This window comes from Proteus sp. HMSC14B05 (genome assembly GCF_001808035.1).
Classification (GTDB): Bacteria; Pseudomonadota; Gammaproteobacteria; order Enterobacterales; family Enterobacteriaceae; genus Proteus; species Proteus mirabilis.
This window is the reverse complement of the sequence record NZ_KV791986.1, coordinates 173874-190831: the sequence shown is the minus strand read 5'-3', so window position 1 is coordinate 190831 and position 16958 is coordinate 173874. Positions and strand designations below refer to the sequence as shown.

Below are 16958 nucleotides of genomic sequence, written 5' to 3'. Positions count from 1 at the left end.
AGTGATTAATCGAAATGAATAACAGTTCTAATTGATTTACCTTCATGCATTAAATCAAAGGCTTCATTTATTTTTTCAAGAGGTAAAGTATGGGTCACAAAAGGTTTGAGTTCGATTTTCCCATTCATTGCATCTTCAACCATATTGGGTAGTTGGCTACGACCTTTTACTCCGCCAAATGCAGTCCCTTTCCATGAACGACCTGTGACGAGTTGGAAAGGGCGTGTTGAGATCTCTTGTCCTGCCCCCGCAACACCAATAATGATAGATTGCCCCCAACCACGGTGAGCACTCTCTAGAGCGGCTCTCATCACATTGACGTTACCAATACACTCAAAAGTATGATCAACGCCCCACTGAGTCATTTCAACCAGTACTTCTTGAATAGGTTTGTCATAATCATTGGGATTTAAACAGTCTGTGGCACCAAATTGGCGTGCTAATGCAAATTTTTCAGGATTAGTATCAATCGCAAAAATACGGCCTGCTTTGGCTTGTCTAGCGCCTTGCAGTACAGCAAGACCAATGCCACCTAAACCAAATACAGCCACCGAGTCACCTTCTTGTACTTTTGCCGTATTATGTACAGCACCAATACCTGTTGTCACGCCACAACCAAGTAAGCAGACTTCTTCATGGTTGGCTTGTGGATTGATTTTAGCGAGTGATACTTCAGCTACTACCGTATACTCACTAAAGGTAGAGCAACCCATATAGTGATAAATAGGTTGTCCATTATAGGAAAAGCGCGTTGTGCCATCAGGCATTAAGCCTTTACCTTGGGTTGCTCTTACTGCTACACAGAGATTCGTTTTGCCTGATTTACAAAATAGGCATTCGCCACATTCTGCTGTATAGAGAGGGATCACGTGATCACCCGGTTTGACACTGGTGACGCCTTCACCTACTTCAACCACCACCCCCGCGCCTTCATGACCTAAAATGGCCGGGAAAACACCTTCAGGATCATCACCTGAAAGGGTAAAGGCATCAGTATGGCATACGCCAGTGTGACTAATTTTAATCAATACCTCACCTGCTTGAGGTGGCATCACATCAACTTCAACAATTTTTAAAGGCTCTCCTGGTCCAAAGGCGACCGCAGCACGAGATTTCATAATGATATCCTTGTTGTTATTAGCGCAGGTAAGTGCGTATTAGTGAGATTGCATCATCAACGGAATTTTTTTGATCTTCAGGAGAAGCGACGGCATCCATTAGACCTTCACGTAAATGACTTTCGAGTACGCCCGCCATCAGGCCATTGATAGCACCCCGAATGGCAGCAATTTGCTGTAAAACTTGGCCGCATTCATTTTCGTTTTCAAGGGCGGTTTCTAATGCCAAAATTTGCCCTTTGATTTTTCTTACACGGGTTAACGCGGCTTTTTTTTCTGCAGGTGAGTGTGGCATATATAATCCTTAAATATACTATGGGGGAGTATAGTATTGGCGTGAATGTATGTACAGCTTGATCAAAAAATAACGTTACGATGAGTCTATGTAGATTATCGAGCAAACAATGATAACTATGAGAGTAATGAGGAAATAGACAAGGCGTCAGCGTGTTGATAAAGGGTGAGAGTGAGGGGATATTTAAGGCTAAAAACAAAAAAGACCCGCCATAGCGAGTCTTGTTTGTTGATTTTAGTTAGTGTTTGACACTATTAATCAATGGTGCGGGAGGCGAGACTTGAACTCGCACACCTTGCGGCGCCAGAACCTAAATCTGGTGCGTCTACCAATTTCGCCACTCCCGCAACAACCTTTGAGAAAAAAAGACTCGTTTAACGAGTCTCTCTTTCAGAATATGGCTGGGGTACCTGGATTCGAACCAGGGCATGCCAGGATCAAAACCTGGTGCCTTACCGCTTGGCGATACCCCATCCGCTAATTCAATTGTCAACACGCATATTATCTATCAGGAAAATGGCTGGGGTACCTGGATTCGAACCAGGGTATGCCAGGATCAAAACCTGGTGCCTTACCGCTTGGCGATACCCCACCTGATAAATTGACGACGGTTAAAATGGTGCGGGAGGCGAGACTTGAACTCGCACACCTTGCGGCGCCAGAACCTAAATCTGGTGCGTCTACCAATTTCGCCACTCCCGCAAAAAAGATGGTGGCTATGACGGGATTCGAACCTGTGACCCCAACATTATGAGTGTTGTGCTCTAACCAGCTGAGCTACATAGCCATCTTTTTTTTGCATAACCTTCGTCGGCGTTGCGGGGCGCATTATGCGTATTACAGACAAATCCGTCAACTGCTTTTTGCATTAATTTTCGAGAAAAGTGTTCGTTTGCTCGCTGGTTAATCATTTTGTCGAAAAAAGATCCAAAAAACAACCTTGTTGATGAAAAATCTTACTAAGTAAATAACAACAGATTGTCTGAATAAAAAGAAAAAACAGCCTAATAGGTGATAATTTGATAGCACAGGGAAGGGGATATTGCGGTGTGGTGGTGACATAATAAAACAACGCACAGTTATTTTAGCTGCACGTTGTTTTTTAAACAAAGATGACTGGTTGAAATTTATCCTAAAATTAATCTTAATTGAGATAAATAACAGCCTTCATTTAAAAATCCGTTTTATTGTAACAAAAAGATTATTTGTCGAATAAATATTGTAGTAACTCTCCATTAAGCATTGCTCGCTTGGTAAGTGCAAATGCCCCAATGGCTGAGCGATGATCAAGTTCGGAGATAACAACAGGAAGCGCTTCTCTAAACTCTTTTAATACTTGGGTATTAATGCAACTTTGGATCGACGGTAGTAATATTTCAGCCGCTTCGGTCACTTCTCCTGCCAGAACCACTTTTTGTGGGTTAAATAGGTTAATTGCAATGGCGATGGCTTTACCTAGATGAAGACCCACTTGTTTAATGGTTTCAACAGCGAGGGGATCGTTTTTTACCGCTGCATCGCATATATCTTGAATTTGGCATTGTGTTGCAGATAAATGCTGGCTGGGATAGCCTTGTTCAAGTTGGTAGCGGACTTTAGCTTCTATTGCGCTATTGGACGCAATGGTCTCTAAACAACCAAAGTTACCACAGTGGCAACGCTCTCCTAATGGATCTATTTGGATATGACCAATTTCACCAAGATTACCACGCTGGTTGAGCAAAATTTTGTTGTTGATAATAACACCAGCCCCTGCGCCACGATGAATACGAACCAAGATAGAATCTTCACAATCTCTGGTGGCACCAAAATAGTTTTCTGCTAAGGCGAGACTCCGAATATCATGGCCCGCATAGCAAGGCAGATCAAAGTGTTTTTCTAAGTTATCAACGAGTGCCCAGTTATTTACCTTCATATGAGGCATATAGTGGACAATGCCTTTATTAGGATCAACTAACCCGGGCAAGATAATTGAAATTGAAATAAGCTCATTAATACGACGTTGATTTTGTTTAATAAAATCATCAATAGCATTAATAAGCAAGGTTTCAACTTCTTGTTGGGTGCTTTGTTCTAAAGGGTAGTGTTGCTCTACTAAGGCTTTGCCACTGAGATCATAAAGAGCAACAGTGGCATCATTGCGTCCTAATCGGACGCTGACGGTATTAAAACGGCGATGTTCCACAACAATGGATATTGCGCGACGACCTCCGGTTGAAGCCTGTTGATCAACTTCTTTAATCAAGCCACGTTCAAGAAGCTGACGAGTAATTTTAGTGACACTGGCAGGGGCGAGTTGGCTCTGCTCGGCGATTTGAATACGAGAAATCGGCCCGTGTTGATCAATGAGCCGATATACAATCGCACTGTTAAGTTGCTTAACAAGATCGATATTGCCAATTTGCGTTTCAGTGTTGTTGTGACTCATCAGCATTTACATCCATTAGTTATCTGTTATTTCAATACCATTGACAAATGTTGTGCAAAGGTTGAAGTCCTTATCAAAAGAAGCAATATTTGCTATTTTACCTGCTTCAATTGTACCGAGTTCGTTATCTGCACCAATCGCACGGGCAGGGTAAAGTGTTGCCATACGCAATGTTTCATCTAATGGAATACCAACATGAAGTACACTATTTTTAATAGCGTCAATCATCGTGAGTGATGAACCACTTAATGTACCGTCCGCATCCACACACAGCCCATTGCGATAATATATCGTTTTTCCAGCAAAAACGAAGCTATCCATCTCATTTTTATTTGGATCAAGCCCCGCAGGAGCTGTCGCATCTGTCACTAATAACAGTTTTTCACCTTTTAAGCGCTTACTGTTACGGATATTTGCCCATGAAACATGTAAACCATCGGCAATGATCCCTGCGTAAACCTCAGGGGTATCATAAATTGCCCCTACAAGACCCGGGCCACGACCTGAAATATAAGGCATTGCATTATAAAGGTGAGTCGACAATGAAATACCGTTACGAAAGCCTTTACGCGCTTCTTCATAGGTGGCATTTGAGTGGCCAGCAGAAACAACAATACCTGCTGTGATTAATTGACGAACATATTTTTCATCGACCATTTCTGGTGCGAGTGTAATTTTAGCGATGACATCAGCGTTATCACACAAATAGTCAATCATCTGTGCACTTGGTTGACGAATAAATTGAGGATCATGTGTCCCTTTTTTAATGATATTGATATAAGGACCTTCTAAATGTAATCCCAACACTTTATTTTGGTGTTTTTGCATATAAGCGCGAGTTGCTTCAATGCCTATTTTCATCAATTCATCAGAACAGGTAATTAATGTTGGTAAATAGCTAGTACAGCCTAAGCGTTCATTGGCTTTTTGCATAATCTCTAGCGTTTTTACTGTGACATTTTCCGCGGTGTCATTAAATTGTACACCGCCACAGCCATTGACTTGTAAATCAATAAAACCGGGGGAGACAATCGCACCTTGCATATCACGAGTGGCTATATCTTTTGGTAGTTGATCCTGTGGGCAAACCTGCTCAATACGTGACCCGTTAATAATAATGGCGTGATCTTCTAAACGGTCATAACCTGTATAAATAACAGCATTTGTTAAGGCAAACATACCTTTGTCTCCTAATATAAGGGAAGTCAATCTAAAAAACCGATATCAGCCAGCAAATTCTGGCTGATAAGTAAGAGAGCTTAGTTTTCCACTACTTATCGTAGGTACTTAATTTACTAAACTTAGTCTTGGTATTGCTGGCGCTCTTGCGCTTCAATTTGCTGAAAATAACGCAGTGTTTTCACACGCAGTTCCATTGTCGCCGGATCATCACAGACTAAAATTGCTTTAGGGTGTAATTGCACGCAAGAGATAGTCCATAGATGATTAACAGCACCTTCTGTTGCCACCTGTACTGCTTGAGCCTTATTGATGCCAGTCGCTAAAATCATTAACTCTTCTGCATCTAATAATGTCCCTACACCGACAGTTAGCGCATATTTAGGCACTTTATTGATATCGTTGTCGAAGAATCGTGAATTAGCGAGACGAGTATCTTCAGTCAGTGTTTTCATCCGTGTACGAGAAGCGAGTGATGAGGCGGGTTCATTAAAAGCGATATGACCATCATTACCAACACCTCCCATAAACAGATTGATTTTGCCATAAGACTTTATTTTCGCCTCATAACGTGCACATTCTGCTTGTGGATCTGTTGCATTACCGTTTAATAAATTGATATTTTCATCTTTAATATCAATATGATTAAAAAAGTTCTCATACATAAAAGTACGATAACTTTGTGGGTGATCTGCTGGAATGCCAACATATTCGTCCATATTGAAGGTGACAACATGCTGGAAACTTACTTTACCTGCACGATGTAGTTCAATTAGCGCTTTGTACGTTGCTAATGGCGTACCACCAGTAGGTAAACCAAGAACAAAAGGACGATCGGCGCTTGGCGCAAATGCGTTAATTTTCTCAACGATATAATTAGCCGACCATTTTCCCACTTGCTGTGCCGTGGATAGGGGGATTAACCTCATAATAACCTCATAGAAAAAAGACAAATCTGACAATCAAGTTACATACTATTTCAATGCGTGATTATCAGTGACTCATCTATAACACGAATTGCTTTTCATTTTTAGTCAATGAAGACATCAATCCTTCAAAAGATATTTTTAATCATAAAATAAGCTTTCTGACTTAGCCAGCATTTAAGCTAAAAAATATCCTATATAGGTGACTTTAATCACAAATTAGCACTAATTAATTTGCGATACAAAATAATTTTTTTAGACTAAAAATGGAATTAAATAATTAACTCATCAATAAATATAAATGAGTATAAATAAGATCCCAAATAGGGGTTATCCAAGGGGGAGTGTGTGAATATTTTAAGTTATCTGCAAAAGATAGGACGGGCATTGATGGTGCCCGTTGCGACATTGCCAGCTGCAGCAATTCTGATGGGAATAGGCTACTGGATTGATCCGGTAGGCTGGGGAAACGATAATGCGCTAGCTGCTTTACTGATCAAATCAGGTGCTGCCATTATCGATAATATGTCAGTATTGTTTGCGATAGGTGTTGCTTATGGTATGTCAAAAGACAAAGACGGGGCGGCGGCCTTAACTGGCTTTGTCGGCTTTTTAGTGGTGACTACACTTTGTTCACCTGCTGCGGTATCGATGATCAAAGGTCTACCACTTGCAGAAGTGCCTGTGGCTTTTGGTAAAATAAACAACCAGTTTGTCGGTATTCTGGTTGGGGTACTTTCAGCTGAGCTGTATAACCGCTTTAGCAGTGTCGAATTACCTCGTGCATTATCATTTTTTAGTGGTCGTCGCTTAGTGCCGATCCTCACGTCATTCTTGATGATTATCGTCGCCTTTATTCTAATGTATATCTGGCCGGTAATTTACGGTGGCTTAGTGAGCTTTGGTGAAAGCATTAAAGATATGGGGGCTTTGGGCGCCGGTATTTATGCTTTCTTTAACCGCCTATTAATTCCTGTTGGTTTACACCATGCGCTGAACTCTGTGTTCTGGTTTGATGTGGCGGGTATTAATGATATTCCTAACTTCCTTGCTGGTCAGCAAGCGATTGATGCGGGCTTGGCAACGGTCGGTGTGACAGGACGTTATCAAGCAGGTTTCTTCCCAGTTATGATGTTTGGTTTACCAGGGGCAGCACTGGCTATTTATCATTGTGCGCGCAAAGAGCATAAAGCAAAAGTTGCCGGTATCATGATGGCTGGGGCATTTGCGGCATTCTTTACGGGGATCACTGAACCGCTTGAATTCTCCTTTATGTTTGTTGCTCCAGTGCTTTATGTTATTCACGCATTCTTAATGGCGATTTCTGTTTATATTGCCGCAAGTATGGAGTGGATTTCAGGCTTTGGCTTTAGTGCGGGCCTTGTGGATATGTTCTTATCTTCACGCAACCCTCTGGCGGTTAAATGGTATATGTTGATTGTGCAAGGTATCGCATTCTTCTTCATTTACTATGGTATTTTCCGTTTCACTATTACTAAATTTAACCTGAAAACACCGGGTCGTGAAGATGAAGTGGCGGGGGATGAAACCGCAGACGGCTATGATGAAGATATCAAAGCCGTCCCCACTAATAGCAAAGAAGCAGTGCAACAAGAAGCACGTCAATATATCGCTGCAGTTGGTGGCTCAGATAACTTAACTGGTATTGATGCTTGTATTACTCGTTTACGTTTAAATGTAAAAGATGCCAGTGTAGTCAACGATGCTTACGCAAAACACCTAGGTGCTTCAGGGGTTATTCGCTTAAATAAACAGAGTGTTCAAGTGATTGTGGGCACACGGGCTGAAATTGTTGCAAGTGCCATGCGTGATGTATTAGCACAAGGCCCAGTTGCCGCTTATGCTGGTAGACATACAGATAACGCGGTATCGACAGAAAAAACATCAGAAAAACAGACTAATAATGATGCCAAAGTCATTCTTGAAATGGTCGCGCCATTTGATGGTGAAGTGGTTGCATTAAAAGATGTGCCTGATGAAGCTTTCTCAAGCGGTGTCGTGGGAGATGGTCTTGCTATTAAACCCACATCAAATATTGTGATGGCACCTGCTGCCGGTACGGTAGTAAAAATCTTTGATACTAACCACGCATTTTGCATTGAAACGGATAACGGTGTTGAGATTATCGTCCATATGGGGATTGATACGGTCGCATTAGGAGGAAAAGGCTTTAAACGTCTGGTTGAAGAAGGTACAGAGGTTAAACTCGGCCAGCCTATCTTAGAGCTAGATCTTGAGTATTTAAACACTAATGCTAAATCAATGATAAGTCCGGTTATCATCAGTAATATCGATGACTTTGATAAAGTGAGTGATATTGCATCCGGCCAAGTGACGGCAAATAACACCATAATCTATAAAGTATTAAAATAAATATCATATAGATATTTAATCCTCTATAAAGAGATGGTTAAATAAGACGATAAAACGGGGAGTGTTGTCTACTTCCCGTTTTTTTATCCCTATCTTGATAAATATCTCTGCGCTCTCTTTCGCTAGGGTATTTATGAAACCTGCTTATTGGATTATAGTGGTGTTCGTTTTTTTGTATTATAAATCAATGTCATACATATCGATACTCACAATCACTCACTATTAACTCACAATTCAACGTAGCCATTACCTCTATCATCAAGGTATTTATCTGTCATTCTCATAGATTTGTGGCCAAGTATTTTCTTTGCAAACTCAGCACTTTTTTCTTCTTCATATAATCTTGCAGATAAACTTCTAATTTCATGAAATGTTGGTTTATTTTCCAAATACTCAGGTAGGGCTTCGATAAACTTACCTCTTAATGTTTTTGCTGTGGTATTGCCACAGATTTTATCTGAGTTCCTATTCATGAGATTTAAAACATCTTTAATAGAATAACCAATAGACTCAAGTCTTAATGAGAGTGGTATTGCTACTTTAGAACCTGTTTTTATTTGGGTGACATACAGCCTATCATTTTTTATATCATCCCACTTCATATTGATAATATCGCTAATGCGCTGAGCTGTAAGGACCGCTAGTAGAAACATATGCCTATATTTGTCATTTGTGTGCTCCAAGGCGTATTTAAACTCTTCTAGCGATAACCTTGAGCGCTGAACGCTTGTTTTTGGCGGCTTTGTCACGGAAACGGGATTTTCCTTTATCACACCATCCGCAATGGCTTCATTAAAAGCATCTAGCATAGTGGACCTTAGTAATTTTGCCATTGCCTTTTTAGGGTACTCTGAAATAAATGTGGCTACATCTCTTGGTGTTACATTCTCAATTGGACAGTCATTAAAGTGTAATTTGATTAACTTTATTCTTGATTCGTAATCGTAGAGCGTCTTCTCTTTTAACCCCCGGCTGTTTACCTTCCCCCTATAAGTATCAAGCCACTCATGCAATGTTACACAGTGAACATTATTAATTCTGTCAACTAATGGCTCTTTAGGTTTATAAATAGCTAAATTGGCTTGTATGGCTTCGGTTATTGCCAATGATTTGTTTGAGCCAACAGAAAATTCCTTTTTAGTTCTTACATCCCTGTAATAGTAAATCCCTTTACGCAAATACAAGTTAGGCGGTAGCCCCTTGTTCTTTGCACTTCTGCTTCTGCCCATTAATTTTCTCCATTAAATATTGCGGTTCCCTTACCATTTTGTCATTTGTTAGAATTGTCCACGGCTCTAACTCATATTCTCTACCAACCTTTTCTGGAGCAGGGTATAACCTACCTTCCTTTATATAGCGAGATAATTGCCGTGGACTTCTAGGTTTGGCGAAATATTTATTATTCCATTCTGATAATGTTATCCGCTTCATTTATTGTTTCTCCTATTTACTTTTTTTATTCCTTTTATATTAATTGAATACTTTCTTCCGCTTGGTCGCCATATACATCCCTATCACCGTATTTCTCTCGAGCAAATAATTCGATGCGAGGAACATCTCCGTATAATTCTTCTAAACGATGATGTACCTCTTTGAGCTTTTAGCTGTGTTCATCTAAGCACAAATAAATAACTTGTCGAACACTTGCAGATTGACGAGGTAATCCATTTCCTCTTGTGGCTATTAAACACATTTCGATATTTTGACGAATATAATTACCACAATTAATTTTCGTCTCATTATTTAATATTTCCATGAAATCGAAAAAGTCCTTTGGCTGTTTTTTATTTATTCTATCTTCTGCATTTTTATTTAATTTAACCCATGCGAACCCAAACATATTTTTAACTTTAAAATCCCAAGCTTCAGCTAACCTGATAGCCTCGAGTACAAAATTGCCTGTATACCACATGGCAAGAACTGCGTTATCAGATGCAATAGAATGAATAGGGATATGGGTTAAATTGAAGAGGGAGGTTGTTGGATAATGATTTTTAGCAGTACCGTTTGAAACTTTATTTTTGTAATCCCACGGAGGATCACAATAGATAAGGTCGTATTTTTTCATTTAACCTCCTTAAGAAAAGAGATCCAGTGCGTCTTATCATTTTTCCCTACACGCTGTACTGCTGTTGGTTTTTGGCCTGTTAGTGTTAAAATTTGTTTAACAGGTATTTGGGTTTCATTCCATTTGAACAGCAATGTTCTTCCAGGCCTAAGCACTCTAAATGCTTCACTAAACCCTTTACTTAAATCTTCTCTCTATGAGTCTTTATTTAACGAACCGTATTTTTTAAACATCCAACTATTTTTACCAACTCTCATTAAATGAGGAGAGTCAAATAGCACTTAATAAAATGAATTATTTTGGAAAGGAAGATTTTTAAAATCAGAAATAATATCTGGTGTTATATTTAAAATTCTTCCATCACATAAAATATGTTCTTCAGCTCTAATATCATTAAATAAAACTCGGTCGTCTTGTTTATCAAAATAAAACAAGCGAGAGCCACAACACATATCAAGTATTGGCTTCATTGTATCCTCTAAAGATTAGGTGTAAAAACCTGCTAGTGCAGGTTTAAATTCTTTTTTTTAATTTATTTATTTCATTCAAAAAGTATTTTCCTTTCTTATTACTGAAATCTTTTATTATTATTAATTTCATCCTAATTGGGAATTTATCGTTTGAGAGTTTATCTATTACCACATTTTTTATAAATTTCGTGAGCCCTTCAGTAAAATAATTTATTTCTTCAACAAGTTGAGCGGTAGATGATGAACATGAATGCCTTTCGCGCATCGATTCGTTAATAAATCCTCCATGCTCAATATGCACTGGTTGGTATTGTATTAACTCGTCAGTACAATCTAAAGCTATAAAAGCGCATGAAATATGCTTACCTTGCTCGATCATGATTTTTTTATATTTTGTTTCAAAGTCATCAATTGCGAAATCCATTATATTAAGTATAGTTGTTTCATGACTATTTAATGCAGCACTCAGGCTCCTCTTTACTATATCATCTCTTTCTTTTTGCATTTTTAATGAGTCATTTTTTTGCCAAAAGTAAACAACAATAGTCGCAAATAAAGCTAATGCAGATAAAAATGCAAATACGGTAGATAGATAGGAGAAGATAATGCTCAGTTTGTCTTTTCCTTTAGCATCGGTGACAAAGATATCGATAATGAAAATACCAAATACAATTAAAGATACTGAAGTTAATGATATCCAAAAAATAAAGTTTTTAACTTTTGATGAGATTTCAATCATTGCATATACCTAGTGTAAATATAATATAGTACTCACAATCATATGACTAATCCACTGTCACATAACATTTCCTAAATTATATTAATCAAATGTCGTGGATACATAAGCCCAATCGGCGCAAAAGGAATATCATCATCAAAATCCATTGGAGGTTCATTACGCTTAGGAGATTGTTGAAGGCTCCATCCGTGTTGATGAGGTGATGGTTGTGATTTCTGGCTACCAGCCTGATTGTTGTTACCTAAAATTTGCATTGAGCCATTAATATTCACTACAACTTCCGTGCTGTATCTGTCTTGTCCATTTTGATCTTGCCATTTACGTGTTTGTAATTGACCTTCGATATAGACTTGTGAACCTTTACGCAGATATTCGCCAGCAATTTCGGCGAGCTTTCCAAATATCACAACTCTATGCCATTCGACACGTTCCTTGGTTTCACCTGATTGTTTATCTTTCCATGAATCGCTGGTGGCTAATGTAATATTAGTAACTGCATCGCCATTTGGGAGGTAACGCATTTCAGGATCTTGACCTAGATGTCCTATCAATAAGACTTTGTTTACACCTTTACTTGCCATTACATCGCCTCCAATTCTGATTTTCTGATGTTATATACTTCCTTTGCTTTTGATTGTTCAGGCGTTTTCCTGAGTAACTTCCATGTTTCACCAAATTCTTTTTTCAAAATATTGAGATCTGTAATAGCCATTGCTGAATTAGTAAAATCTTTCAATATTTGATCTGGTGTTCTCGGTGCTACATTGTGGACTTCTGCATCAGCATCGATTGCCGTTTCTTCGGTTGGTATACAAAATGTTTGGAAAGCTGCGTATTTATATGCAATAGACATGGCTTTATTTGTGGCTTTGTCTCCGCTATCCATTGCTTCACCATAAGTCACAACCGTGTGTTTGCTTCCGTCTTCAACAGAAACAAATTCAAACTCAGCTTTCACTACGACATAGAATAACAAGCTACCTCTTTGTGTTTGTCTTTCCGTGACGGTACGTTCAATGATCCGTGGAAGAATAAGTAATCCATGTTTAACTAGAGCAGGGGCAAGGGCGTTATATACTGCATCGATTCCTCTGAACATAAATCCTTGTTGTTGGTTTACACTTCCTTTTTTAATGCCCGTTTCAGCCATTTCTCTAGCAACATTACTAATAGCTTTGTATACAGCAGTCATATTAATCCCCTAAATATTGACCCTGACGGCGATCGCTTCCGTAGTAATCGACTTCAAACTTATTACTCGGTGCAGAATTCCTTTCCGCATCACGTAATGCCTGAATATGAGCAGGTAGAGGAGGGTGATTTTTCGATGCGTCCAAGTTCATGTGTAGCAGTTCCATTGCTAATCGTTTTTCCCTGTCTGGCGCACTCGTATTTGGCAAACACCCCTCAATCATTGCAATAGCTTGAGCCAGAGCTTCCTCTCTGTTTTTTGCTAATGACGGTGATGTTAATTGGGGGTATTTATCGGTAGGGTATGAGTTAGAAACGTTCATTGAAAATCTCCTGAAAAGTCCTTGAGAGGCATAGACAATCCTTGTCGTCCTAACACTTCCGTTTGATACATAAATTCATCGTGTTCGCGTTCCTGCGATTCTTTACGCTTCCTGCGTAATTCTTCTAGCCATTGTTGATGCTGAGTCACGCAGCCCTCCTTAGCTTAGAAATGCGCAATATCCTGCTAATAAAGGCTTCCTTGCCTATCGCATTGATAGTCCGTTCAAGCGATTCATCGTCACAATCGAGCACATATTCCATTGCCTCAACTGAGTCAATCTCCGTTAACTTGGCCAACTCACTGAAACTTCCTGTCTCAATACTAAGCTTGCTACTTTCGTCAAATTCCATGACTGTTTTACCGTCTATTACCCGAGTTCCGTTCGAGTAGCTGTATGAAATTTGCATAATCACCTCAATTTACAAATGTCGGTATTACGCCAACGGTTGTCACAATGACCACGGCTAAACTGAATAGCCATGGGCTTGTACGTTTATTCTTACGTGCTTGAGGCGTAGTGATACGCACCGCCATGCAATCACGCATAGCGCTGTAATAGTTAGTTTTCATTGTTACCTCGCTAGGTGAGCGATAGGGGGGTTATCTGGTGTTGGTGCGGTAGGTTAAATTCCGAGGCGTTTTGCTAACTCAACAGCCTTAAATAGACCACCTCGTTTAACGCTTCGCTTGTGCTGATATTTGTTTGTTGTTGGATAAAATAGAACCTTTCCTTTTTTTGTTTGAAAGTGAATAGTTCCACTTGAATCTCTGGTGTACGGAATATCTATATCCTTTAGTTGCTCCGTATTATTTTTAAGTCGCTCTAATTTCCGCTCTTTTACCATTTCCTTGTATGCGCGAAAATCGCCTCCTACATCACCCATAATTAATTCCTTATGTGCGTATTCCTCACTATTAATAGCGATATGAATGATTAAGTGGTGGGTTACTGCTGACCGATGGCTTTTTCTCCTATATTTAATAATGATAACAGATAGTTATTTTTGATTGATCGTAATAAGACCTATGTAGCATTGCTCTATTGTATTATCATTAATTCCATTACAATGTGAGGCAATAAGAATGACTTCTTTATCTGAAATACAACGCAATATCTTGATAGCACTAAATAATCGCAATTATCCAATGAAACCAATAAGCAATAGTCAACTTACTGAATTAGAGATACGTATTGGTAAGGATACACTGGCATATAATATCAATTATTTACAAGATCAAGGTTTAATTAAAGATGGTGCAATTCAGTTAAGCGGGACTGGTAAATTCGGATATATCCTGCCTAAGATGGCTCTCACTTCAAAAGGATTTGATTATATAAATGAGGATTCCATTGGCAATGAACTAAATTCAGTGACTATTAAAATCCATCAAGACACTATTAATAAACTAGAATCTATGATTCATGATGCTAGTATTTCTGATGCCGAAAAGACAACGCTCATCCGCTATATAAAAGAAAAAGGTGTTGAGAGTGTTATCGGAAAATGTATTGACATTTTGATTTCTAATACCGGTTCTTTTACTAAATTGCTTTCTGATCTAGCTAAAAGCATTATGTAATGGCAAGCCCATCCGTGGGCTTTATCTTGCCGTCACCCCGAACTCACTGCTCGGCTGTTTTGTTTTAACTCCTGAAAATACTGCTACATTAGGTAAGCAACAGTTATCTACCGATGGTTTGAATTTAGGTTCAATATTTCTAGTAACTGGTATGTGACTTAATGACAGTGTTTTTTCTACTGATGTAAGTCTTTTCTCCTGAGGGAATACTGATTCTAATTTCAATTCAATATTCTTTTTTGCAATAGCTTCTGCTTTCCGTCTGGCGTGACGTCTATTTGCAGATGCTCCACGTAAAAACTCAGGCTTGCGTGACTTTTTAACTGTAATAGTTGCCATATATCCTCCAAACAGTTGGCTTTAGTGAGCGCAGGGATCGAAACCATGTTATTTCTGTTTATACATGGGATAGTTTCCATGTCGGGGCAAATCTCTCTATGGTGGGAGTGAATACCCTGCACTCATTAAAACCTTCTGAGAAGGTTGACGCTTTATCAGCGTCACCGTTCTGATAGCTAATACACAACTCGCCATCATCGTTGTTAAAGAACATCAACGTGCTGTGTTCCGTTGATGGATAGTATATTCACAAATTGTGATTTTAAAGTCAACCACAAAACGTGTTTATTTGTTTGTTTTTAAATTAAGCTGATGATTTGAAATATAAAATAAATGATAAATAAACACGAAATGTGTTGTTGGTCACATAAGGTTGGAACTCAGATCACTTCTTTGGCGGGGATAGGGCACAAAAGAGCCCTCGCGGGGAGGGCTTGATAGTTAGTATTAGTAATTAATCTTCAAGTTTTTTTATTGTCTTTTCAATTGCCATAACACTGGATTCAGCTTCGCTTTTAAAAACCTGTTTATTCAACTCATAATCAGCCATATGTCTTTTTATTATTTGTTGCTTAAGAACAGCACCAACAGATATTAATATTTTTTGATCAAAAGGCTCTTTTTTTCTTTCTGCTGGGCTAAACAAATAATTAATAACGCCTTGATGGGTAGTTGGTGGACAGTAAATTAGTGATGAACATGTTGCATGATATAGTGAATAATATGCTCTTGAGATACAGTTTCTATGCTCCATTTCGCTACTATTTTCTGATAGATTGCTTTTCGCTAAATCCAAAAAATCTTTCGCTGTTACACTCATTTCAATAGCTCCGCATAGTTTTCTTTACTTTCATCGCTACGGAACCATGCTGTAACATTTTTATCTGATAAATCATTATTTTCAGCTAATGCGCATGCTATTTCTATATCCATATCTGAAAGTACATCAGGATCTGAAGTCGTAACTGAAACAATAACCGCAAAGTCGTTATTATCTGAACTTGTATAAAATTCGCTAGATAAACATCTTATTTTTTTACTGGCTGCAACTTCATTAGCTTTTTCAACGATCCATCTAGCATTCGGCTCTGATATTTTGCCAGACTTCATAAAAACCTCTAACTCAGTTAATGGTTGAGAAAAATCAAGATATGGGTATTGATCTAGATTTACATTCCCGTGCAGTTTAACAAGTTTTTCTGTCAGTAGTGAGGAATTTTTTATATCGGCAAAGGAATAAGCTATGTTCCTTGCCACAAATGTGAGGTATTGATTATCATATTTATTAGCAAGTTCAATTGATTTCTTGTAGCTTAATTTGAATTGTAAAGTTTTTGTCAAATAAGTTATATAGTTTTTAGCAACGCTAATATCGCCATATTTCATTGCAATATCGAAGTACTTTAAAGCATTTTGATTATCTTGATAAGCCCCATACGCAAGGGCTTTAACCATGTACATTGTCGGCTCATCATCTAAATACTCAGAGTCTTTTAACATTTGCTCAAATGTGAACCGATCTAATTTGGTTAGATTATCTATGTGATTAAAAACCAAACCTAGCTTTTCGATAGCTCTTTTCTGAGGAATACCCATATCATATTCTCATTTTAATTAATATTTGTTTACCCTAAAACGTGTCGTCAGGCCATTGTGACTTGATTACCTTACCTATGATTGTGCAGTTCCCATTAATAGGAATCAGGTCGAAACGAGGGTTTAATGGCTCTAAATACTCAACGCCACCTTCTCTAATCAATCGTTTGAATGTGAATTCATCATTTAGCAAACGAGCGACACAGAAATCTCCGAATTCCACTTCTTCATCAGGATCAACCAAAATAAGCATTCCTTCGGGAAAACTTGGCTTACCTCCTGGTGGTGCTGTCATTGATTGGCCTTCAA

The 16958-nt window shown here is 38.7% G+C and carries 21 protein-coding genes, 5 tRNA genes and 2 pseudogenes; 2 read left to right on the top strand and 26 right to left on the bottom strand.

Annotation, left to right across the window (positions count from 1 at the left end):
• Nucleotides 1-5 precede the first annotated feature (5 nt).
• From HMPREF3129_RS09640 to nagB, 10 genes are all read right to left on the bottom strand, one after another.
• Nucleotides 6-1118 (bottom strand): S-(hydroxymethyl)glutathione dehydrogenase/class III alcohol dehydrogenase, encoded by a 1113-nt coding sequence (locus HMPREF3129_RS09640; RefSeq protein WP_004246024.1) that lies wholly within the window; start codon nt 1116-1118, stop codon nt 6-8.
• A 19-nt stretch (nt 1119-1137) separates the two neighbouring features.
• Nucleotides 1138-1413 (bottom strand): formaldehyde-responsive transcriptional repressor FrmR, encoded by a 276-nt coding sequence (gene frmR / locus HMPREF3129_RS09635; protein ID WP_004246023.1) that lies wholly within the window; start codon nt 1411-1413, stop codon nt 1138-1140.
• 262 nt (nt 1414-1675) lie between these two features.
• A tRNA-Leu gene (locus tag HMPREF3129_RS09630) sits at nt 1676-1760 on the bottom strand.
• A gap of 51 nt (nt 1761-1811) precedes the next feature.
• A tRNA-Gln gene (locus HMPREF3129_RS09625) sits at nt 1812-1886 on the bottom strand.
• A 44-nt stretch (nt 1887-1930) separates the two neighbouring features.
• Nucleotides 1931-2005, bottom strand: a tRNA-Gln gene (locus tag HMPREF3129_RS09620).
• Between the two features lie 25 nt (nt 2006-2030).
• Nucleotides 2031-2115: transfer RNA gene (locus HMPREF3129_RS09615), tRNA-Leu, on the bottom strand.
• A gap of 8 nt (nt 2116-2123) precedes the next feature.
• Nucleotides 2124-2200: transfer RNA gene (locus HMPREF3129_RS09610), tRNA-Met, on the bottom strand.
• A gap of 414 nt (nt 2201-2614) precedes the next feature.
• Nucleotides 2615-3847 (bottom strand): DNA-binding transcriptional regulator NagC, encoded by a 1233-nt coding sequence (gene nagC, locus HMPREF3129_RS09605; RefSeq protein ID WP_004246020.1) that lies wholly within the window; start codon nt 3845-3847, stop codon nt 2615-2617.
• A gap of 9 nt (nt 3848-3856) precedes the next feature.
• Entirely contained in the window at nt 3857-5020 is a 1164-nt protein-coding gene (gene nagA, locus HMPREF3129_RS09600; RefSeq protein ID WP_004246019.1) for an N-acetylglucosamine-6-phosphate deacetylase, read from the bottom strand.
• A gap of 122 nt (nt 5021-5142) precedes the next feature.
• Complete coding sequence (gene nagB / locus HMPREF3129_RS09595) at nt 5143-5949, bottom strand: glucosamine-6-phosphate deaminase (protein ID WP_004247451.1); 807 nt, start codon at nt 5947-5949, stop codon at nt 5143-5145.
• A 387-nt stretch (nt 5950-6336) separates the two neighbouring features.
• Between nagB and nagE the strand changes: the two genes are divergently transcribed.
• The gene (nagE, locus tag HMPREF3129_RS09590) at nt 6337-8340 is read left to right on the top strand and encodes an N-acetylglucosamine-specific PTS transporter subunit IIBC (protein ID WP_004252221.1); all 2004 of its coding nucleotides are present in this window, start codon (nt 6337-6339) and stop codon (nt 8338-8340) included.
• Between the two features lie 227 nt (nt 8341-8567).
• On the opposite strand, the gene HMPREF3129_RS09585 is transcribed toward nagE, so the two are convergent.
• The 12 genes and pseudogenes from HMPREF3129_RS09585 to HMPREF3129_RS09540 form a co-directional block, all read right to left on the bottom strand.
• Nucleotides 8568-9569, bottom strand: a complete 1002-nt coding sequence (locus HMPREF3129_RS09585) for a tyrosine-type recombinase/integrase (protein WP_026164649.1) — start codon at nt 9567-9569, stop codon at nt 8568-8570.
• On the bottom strand, nt 9526-9771 hold the full coding sequence (locus tag HMPREF3129_RS09580) for an excisionase (protein ID WP_004246013.1): 246 nt from the start codon (nt 9769-9771) through the stop codon (nt 9526-9528). Before HMPREF3129_RS09580 ends, HMPREF3129_RS09585 begins: the two co-directional genes overlap by 44 nt.
• Before the next feature lie 34 nt (nt 9772-9805).
• Nucleotides 9806-10408 (bottom strand): annotated as a pseudogene (locus HMPREF3129_RS09575) (MT-A70 family methyltransferase).
• Nucleotides 10405-10878, bottom strand: a pseudogene (locus tag HMPREF3129_RS18945) (SAM-dependent methyltransferase). Before HMPREF3129_RS18945 ends, HMPREF3129_RS09575 begins: the two co-directional pseudogenes overlap by 4 nt.
• A gap of 43 nt (nt 10879-10921) precedes the next feature.
• The gene (locus tag HMPREF3129_RS09565; RefSeq protein ID WP_017827453.1) at nt 10922-11617 is read right to left on the bottom strand and encodes a hypothetical protein; all 696 of its coding nucleotides are present in this window, start codon (nt 11615-11617) and stop codon (nt 10922-10924) included.
• Between the two features lie 71 nt (nt 11618-11688).
• Nucleotides 11689-12198 (bottom strand): single-stranded DNA-binding protein, encoded by a 510-nt coding sequence (locus HMPREF3129_RS09560; protein WP_017827452.1) that lies wholly within the window; start codon nt 12196-12198, stop codon nt 11689-11691.
• Nucleotides 12198-12809, bottom strand: a complete 612-nt coding sequence (locus tag HMPREF3129_RS09555; RefSeq protein ID WP_017827451.1) for an ERF family protein — start codon at nt 12807-12809, stop codon at nt 12198-12200. The genes HMPREF3129_RS09560 and HMPREF3129_RS09555 overlap by 1 nt, the downstream gene beginning before the upstream one ends.
• 1 nt (nt 12810) lies before the next feature.
• Complete coding sequence (locus HMPREF3129_RS09550; RefSeq protein ID WP_017628824.1) at nt 12811-13131, bottom strand: hypothetical protein; 321 nt, start codon at nt 13129-13131, stop codon at nt 12811-12813.
• Nucleotides 13128-13280 (bottom strand): hypothetical protein, encoded by a 153-nt coding sequence (locus HMPREF3129_RS18710; protein ID WP_017628823.1) that lies wholly within the window; start codon nt 13278-13280, stop codon nt 13128-13130. Before HMPREF3129_RS18710 ends, HMPREF3129_RS09550 begins: the two co-directional genes overlap by 4 nt.
• Nucleotides 13277-13540 (bottom strand): hypothetical protein, encoded by a 264-nt coding sequence (locus HMPREF3129_RS09545; protein WP_036919938.1) that lies wholly within the window; start codon nt 13538-13540, stop codon nt 13277-13279. Before HMPREF3129_RS09545 ends, HMPREF3129_RS18710 begins: the two co-directional genes overlap by 4 nt.
• Nucleotides 13541-13547: 7 nt before the next feature.
• Nucleotides 13548-13703, bottom strand: a complete 156-nt coding sequence (locus tag HMPREF3129_RS18705; RefSeq protein WP_165439118.1) for a hypothetical protein — start codon at nt 13701-13703, stop codon at nt 13548-13550.
• A 53-nt stretch (nt 13704-13756) separates the two neighbouring features.
• Nucleotides 13757-14017 carry a hypothetical protein gene (locus HMPREF3129_RS09540; RefSeq protein WP_036919939.1) on the bottom strand — a complete coding sequence of 87 codons (261 nt, stop codon included), beginning with the start codon at nt 14015-14017 and terminating at the stop codon, nt 13757-13759.
• Nucleotides 14018-14216: 199 nt separating this feature from the next.
• Here HMPREF3129_RS09540 and HMPREF3129_RS09535 point away from each other — a divergent pair, with 199 nt between their 5' ends.
• Nucleotides 14217-14714 carry a YjcQ family protein gene (locus HMPREF3129_RS09535; protein ID WP_017628819.1) on the top strand — a complete coding sequence of 166 codons (498 nt, stop codon included), beginning with the start codon at nt 14217-14219 and terminating at the stop codon, nt 14712-14714.
• A gap of 21 nt (nt 14715-14735) precedes the next feature.
• On the opposite strand, the gene HMPREF3129_RS09530 is transcribed toward HMPREF3129_RS09535, so the two are convergent.
• The 4 genes from HMPREF3129_RS09530 to HMPREF3129_RS18940 form a co-directional block, all read right to left on the bottom strand.
• Nucleotides 14736-15053 (bottom strand): transcriptional antitermination N peptide, encoded by a 318-nt coding sequence (locus tag HMPREF3129_RS09530; RefSeq protein ID WP_004245994.1) that lies wholly within the window; start codon nt 15051-15053, stop codon nt 14736-14738.
• 454 nt (nt 15054-15507) lie between these two features.
• Complete coding sequence (locus tag HMPREF3129_RS09525; RefSeq protein WP_036908285.1) at nt 15508-15873, bottom strand: hypothetical protein; 366 nt, start codon at nt 15871-15873, stop codon at nt 15508-15510.
• Nucleotides 15870-16649 (bottom strand): hypothetical protein, encoded by a 780-nt coding sequence (locus tag HMPREF3129_RS09520; RefSeq protein WP_036908283.1) that lies wholly within the window; start codon nt 16647-16649, stop codon nt 15870-15872. The genes HMPREF3129_RS09525 and HMPREF3129_RS09520 overlap by 4 nt, the downstream gene beginning before the upstream one ends.
• Nucleotides 16650-16683: 34 nt before the next feature.
• Nucleotides 16684-16958, bottom strand: a 275-nt coding sequence (locus HMPREF3129_RS18940) for a LexA family protein (RefSeq protein WP_302622747.1), incomplete at its 5' end; no start/stop codon positions are given.